Source organism: Phenylobacterium sp. (genome assembly GCF_004799395.1).
Taxonomy (GTDB): Bacteria; Pseudomonadota; Alphaproteobacteria; order Caulobacterales; family Caulobacteraceae; genus Phenylobacterium.
Genome location: NZ_SSMZ01000115.1, coordinates 1 through 4,831 on the forward strand (window position 1 = coordinate 1; position 4,831 = coordinate 4,831).

A 4,831-nucleotide genomic window follows, 5' to 3' on the forward strand; every position below is an offset into this window, starting at 1 on the left:
GGTGCTCGCGGTGGTGGGCGAAGGCCGCGCGACGGACATAGCCGCTACGCTCGTAGACCCGCAGGGCCTGTGGCTGGCGCGGTCCGCAGCGCAGCATCAGGACCCCCACGCCGCGCTCACGCGCCAGAGCCTCCAGGTCGATCAGCAGCCGCTCCGCCAGCCGCCGGCCGCGGCGATGCGGCTGTACGTACATCCGCACGATCTCCATGGCGTCCGGCCACGGCAGGATCGTCAGGCCGCCGCAGCCCGCGGCCTCGCCGCCGATCCGCGCCACGAGAAAGGTCCTTTCCCGTGCCAGGTCCTCGACGGTCCATGGCGGCGGCCCCTCCTCGTCATCCTCGGGGTAGAGGGCCGTCAGGTAACCCACGAGGTCGGCGATCAGGCCGGCCGCCTCGCCCGCCGTTGGATCTTCGGCCGCAATCGAGACCGCCTCCTCCGCCGCCACGCTCTAGCCCACCGCCCGCTTCAGGAGCTCCAGCGCCGCCGCCGCGAATGCTGTCATATTGGCCGCCCGGTCGCTCTCGCCGGTCTCGAGGGTCACCGCCATCTCGACGGGTCCGGAGATCGCGAGGCAGGTGTGGCCGGCGGCGTCGCCATAGGCGTTGCCTGTAGGGCCCGCCGCGCCGGTCTCGGAAAGCCCCCAGGTGGCGCCGAAGCGTTCGCGGGCCGTGCGCGCCAGCAAGAGCGCATAGGGCTCGGTGGACGAGCGCATGCCGGCCACCGCCTCGCGCGGCAGGTCCATGAGCACCATCCGCGCCTTGCCGGTGTAGACCACCGCCCCGCCCAGATAGTATTTCGACGCCCCGGCCACCCCGAGCAACGCCGCCGAGATCAGGCCGCCGGAGGAGCTCTCCGCCACCGCCACGGTCTGGCCCTCGGCCTTCAGCCGCTCGCCCAGCTCGGCCGCCAGCGCGTCCAGTTGCTCCACGGCAATCTCCTTTTTCTTGGCGAGCCGCTGCGCGCGGGCTCATGATGCCGGTCAATTAGAACACGCGAGCATTTTCCCGGGAGGATATTTCATGGACGCCCAATCGCAGTGGACAGGCCTCGACGCCGGCCGGCTGGAGCGCATCGGCGAGCATCTGGAGCGCAACTACATCGGCCCCGGCAAGATCGCCGGCTGTCAGGTCAGCGTCGCGCGCCACGGCCACCTCGCCTGCTTCAAGTCCTTCGGCCAGATGGACAGGGAGCGCGCCAAGCCCACCGCCGACGACACCATCTACCGCATCTATTCCATGACCAAACCGATCACCTCGGTGGCGCTCATGACCCTCTACGAGAAGGGCTATTTCCAGCTCAACGATCCGGTCAGCCGCTACGTCCCGTCCTGGAAGAACCACCGCGTCTGGGTTTCCGGCGATGGCGCGGACATGCAGACCGAGGCGCCTTCACGGCCCGTCAGCTTCCGCGACGTGCTCTCCCACCAGGCCGGCTTCACCTACGGCGGCGGCCTGCCTGGCGTCGGCATCCAGCATCCGATCGACAAGGTCTACCGCGAGCTGAAGGTCCGCTCGGTCGGCGGCGCGGATTCGATGCAGGCCTTCCTCGACAAGCTTTCCCAGGTGCCGCTGCGCTACCAGCCGGGCCAGGCCTGGATGTATTCGCTGGCCACCGACGTCTGCGGCGCCCTGGTGGAGGTGATCGCGGGCAAGCCCTTCGCCCAGTACCTGCAGGACGAGATCTTCGATCCCCTGGGCATGAAGGACACCAGCTTCTTCGTGGCCCCCGACAAGGTCGACCGCTTCGCCGCCAACTATCAGCGTGGAGCCGACAAGAGCCTGAAGCTGATCGATGACCCGGCGACCAGCGACTTCACCAGGGACCCCGGCTTCAAGTCCGGCGGCGGCGGCCTGACCGGCACGTCCGCCGACTACCTGCGCTTTTGCGAGATGCTGCGCCGGGGCGGCGAGCTCGACGGCGCACGCATCCTCGGGCCCCGGACCATCGAGGTCATGCACATGAACCACCTGGCGGGCGGCAAGGACCTGACGCAGCTGGCCATCGGCGGCTTCTCCGAAACCGCCAACGAGGGCGTGGGCTTCGGCCTGGGCTTTGCCTCCACCATGGGCCAGGTGCAGACCGGCACGCTCGGCGTCGGCGACTACTACTGGGGCGGCGCGGCCTCGACCATCTTCTGGGTCGATCCGAAGGAGGACCTCTCCGTCGTCTTCATGACCCAGCTGATGCCATCCGGCACCTTCAACTTCCGCGGCCAGCTGAAGAGCATCATCTATTCGTCGATCATCGACTGAGGGCTTTGCGGGATGACACTCGAAGTCGGCCACGGTGAGCCGCCGCTCGCCGGAAAGACCCATGTCGGCGGCGACGCGGCGGGCCGGGACCCCCACGGGGGTGCCTGCGAAGCCGGGCGTCTCGGCTGCCCAGTCCAGGCGGGTGTTGAGGTCGTCGAACAGCACCTCGCATTCGCCGGCGTCGCCCTCGGCCTCGTTCCAGATCGGCCGGTTGAGCAGATTGCCGACACGGCTCCTGTGCGTCTCGATCGGCGACCGGCGCGCTGGCACGGCGGGCGCAGCCGAACCCGAACAAAAAAGCACGAACCGGAAGGCGGAGAGTCAAGGTTTCAGCGCCTCCGCTTCCGACCCTACAAGTCACTTGGCCGCGGGTTGCCAGAGCTCGATCTTGGTGCCGTCAGGATCGAGAATCCAAGCGAACTTTCCGGTCGGGCCCGTGTCGTCGCGCTTGAGGACGGTCACGCCCTTCTCCCTCAGGCGGGCGAGAAAGGCGTCTAGGTCGTCAACGGCGAAGTCGATCATGAACTCGCGCGTCGAGGGTCCCATGTAGTCGGTCGTGCTCGGAAAAGCGTTCCAAACGACAACCGGCGGATGTCCAGGCGCATCGTACCTGAGCGTCGCCCCGCCCCAGGGTTCGAGCGGGATGCCAAGCACGTCACGATACCAGCGGGCCAAGGCCTTGGGGTCTTTGCTCTTAAGGAAAATGCCCCCGACACCCGTGATGCGCCCGGCCGGCTCTGCCTGGATCACCGTGGAAAGGCTGAGCCACAGGGCGAGCGCGAGCCAGCCCATTCTTTTGTCGTGAGCCGCCATCCCTCGTCCCCTCCGATGCAGGTCATGGCTCAAGCTATCGCTGGGCGCTCTGCGCGTCCAACGGCTGGAGACCGCCCACTCCTGACGCTCGCCGGGTCGCCTTCTGGAATGGAAGCAAGGTCCACTCTCGACCGAGCCGATCGTCTAATCGCGGAGATATACGCAAGCCCTATTTGCGGTCTGGACTGTCCTTTGCCGTGCGGAAGGGAACATTTTGATCGCAACGCCGTCGGATCTGAACTCGAGATCGCCGGCACCGGCTGACTGTGGCCCTAAGCCGCGACCCGCCGCCAGAGCTTGGCAGGGCGGCGGGTCGCGGCCGGGTTTCCCGGGGGTTATTTGACGCGGGCGAGCGTCAAGCGCTGCTCTCGTGCGGGTTGGCCCGCCGGTGACTTGGTGATCAGGACGAGCGTGCCGCCGGTGAGCTTGAACTCGGATTCGGACTGTCCGCCCGGGCCGATGGCCGCAACGTTCTTGGCGACGCTCGCCACACGGGTGAGCGTGGCGCCCTTGACCGTGTAGGCGCCGCCCTGCGCGATCACGGGGCCCCACTCCTGATATTTCGCGAGCTTCTCCGCATCCGTCGGGTTCGCCGGGTCCTTGGCCGGCGTCGCTGCGGTTCGCGGCGTGCGGCTGGTGTCGGCCACGTAGACGTAGTGGCCGTGCGAGAAGGTGTAGAGGCTGGCTTCCGGGCTCGGGGTGGTCATGGGGTTGGCGCCGGTGACCGTCACGTTGGTAATCTCCCAGACGCCGTCAATGGACGGCGCCTTGCCCGCGCCGAGCGCGGCTTGCGGCGCGGTCCATGCGACGATGGCCAGCGCCAATCCAGTCGCCATGGCGCGGCCGGTAACGGCGGCGCAGTTGCGGTGTGAGTTCATGATGGTGCCCCTTTGTGTGCGGACGCAGCGACATCCGCAGCGTCCGAGGGGCAGGCGGCCGGACTCTACCAAGCCGCCCCGTCCGGAACCGTCCGGGCCCCCGTGATGTAGAATTGACCGGGTGACGAGAGGCAACGACCGGAACCTGAGCGGAAACCGAGCTTTTGCCGAGCCGCGGCGCAATATGGTCGTTTCCGACCCAAAGCGGGCCTTCAGGCAAGAACGAACGGATAAGGCAGGCGCTCACGCCTAGCTTCACCTACCGCACGATCACCCTGCCAGATCGACACGTATTCAGCGCTCGGGTGGTCTGCGAGAACCGACGAGGCCAGCGCCCTGGCGTCTTCGTCCGCGGGTAGATCGATGGCCTCGAAGGTGCCGGCGCCAATGCAGTCCCGACATAGAAAGTAGGTGTATAGGGCCATGCGAAAGCATCCGGATTGACAGCCCGGATCGGGTGTCCGCGTCTAAGAGACCTCCCCCGAATGAACCCGCGCTGAACCGCCGTCGCGAGGATCACCTTAGGGAATGGCCTCCACAGCGGCGGGAGACCCCGCCGCTCTCACACCGCAAACCTGAATGCTGCGCCGTCGCGGACGACGCGGCCGGCGGTGGGCGCTGGGAAGTGGGTGCCGATGACCAGGGTCGGCTGGTCGGCCCACTCGGCGAAGAGACGCGAGCGGGTGGCGATGGCGACCTCCTTGTTGTCGTCGCCGAACACCCAGTCGGGGTGCGCCATCTGGCAGGGATGGTGAGCCATGTCCCCGGTGATCACCGCCCGCTCGCCCTCGGATTCGATCACCACGCTGACGTGGCCCGGCGTGTGGCCGATGGACGGCGTGAGCCGGAGCTCCGGTGAGATGACGTGGTCCAGCTCCACCAGCTCGG

At 67.6% G+C, this 4,831-nt stretch carries 6 protein-coding genes; 1 reads left to right on the plus strand and 5 read right to left on the minus strand.

Annotated features, from left to right (window positions below; all coding sequences use genetic code 11):
- Together E8A12_RS08095 and E8A12_RS08100 are read right to left on the minus strand one after the other, a co-directional pair.
- The coding region (locus tag E8A12_RS08095) for a GNAT family N-acetyltransferase (RefSeq protein ID WP_293367457.1) at window positions 1-445 on the minus strand (445 nt) is incomplete at its 3' end.
- Window positions 446-448: 3 nt separating this feature from the next.
- The gene (locus E8A12_RS08100) at window positions 449-928 is read right to left on the minus strand and encodes a CinA family protein (RefSeq protein ID WP_293367458.1); all 480 of its coding nucleotides are present in this window, start codon (window positions 926-928) and stop codon (window positions 449-451) included.
- Between the two features lie 91 nt (window positions 929-1,019).
- Between E8A12_RS08100 and E8A12_RS08105 the strand changes: the two genes are divergently transcribed.
- Entirely contained in the window at window positions 1,020-2,252 is a 1,233-nt protein-coding gene (locus tag E8A12_RS08105) for a serine hydrolase domain-containing protein (RefSeq protein ID WP_293367460.1), read from the plus strand.
- 357 nt (window positions 2,253-2,609) lie between these two features.
- On the opposite strand, the gene E8A12_RS08110 is transcribed toward E8A12_RS08105, so the two are convergent.
- From E8A12_RS08110 to E8A12_RS08120, 3 genes are all read right to left on the minus strand, one after another.
- On the minus strand, window positions 2,610-3,065 hold the full coding sequence (locus E8A12_RS08110; RefSeq protein ID WP_293367462.1) for a VOC family protein: 456 nt from the start codon (window positions 3,063-3,065) through the stop codon (window positions 2,610-2,612).
- Between the two features lie 335 nt (window positions 3,066-3,400).
- Window positions 3,401-3,943 (minus strand): hypothetical protein, encoded by a 543-nt coding sequence (locus tag E8A12_RS08115; protein WP_293367464.1) that lies wholly within the window; start codon window positions 3,941-3,943, stop codon window positions 3,401-3,403.
- Window positions 3,944-4,505: 562 nt separating this feature from the next.
- On the minus strand, window positions 4,506-4,831 hold a 326-nt coding region (locus E8A12_RS08120), incomplete at its 5' end, for an MBL fold metallo-hydrolase (protein WP_293367466.1).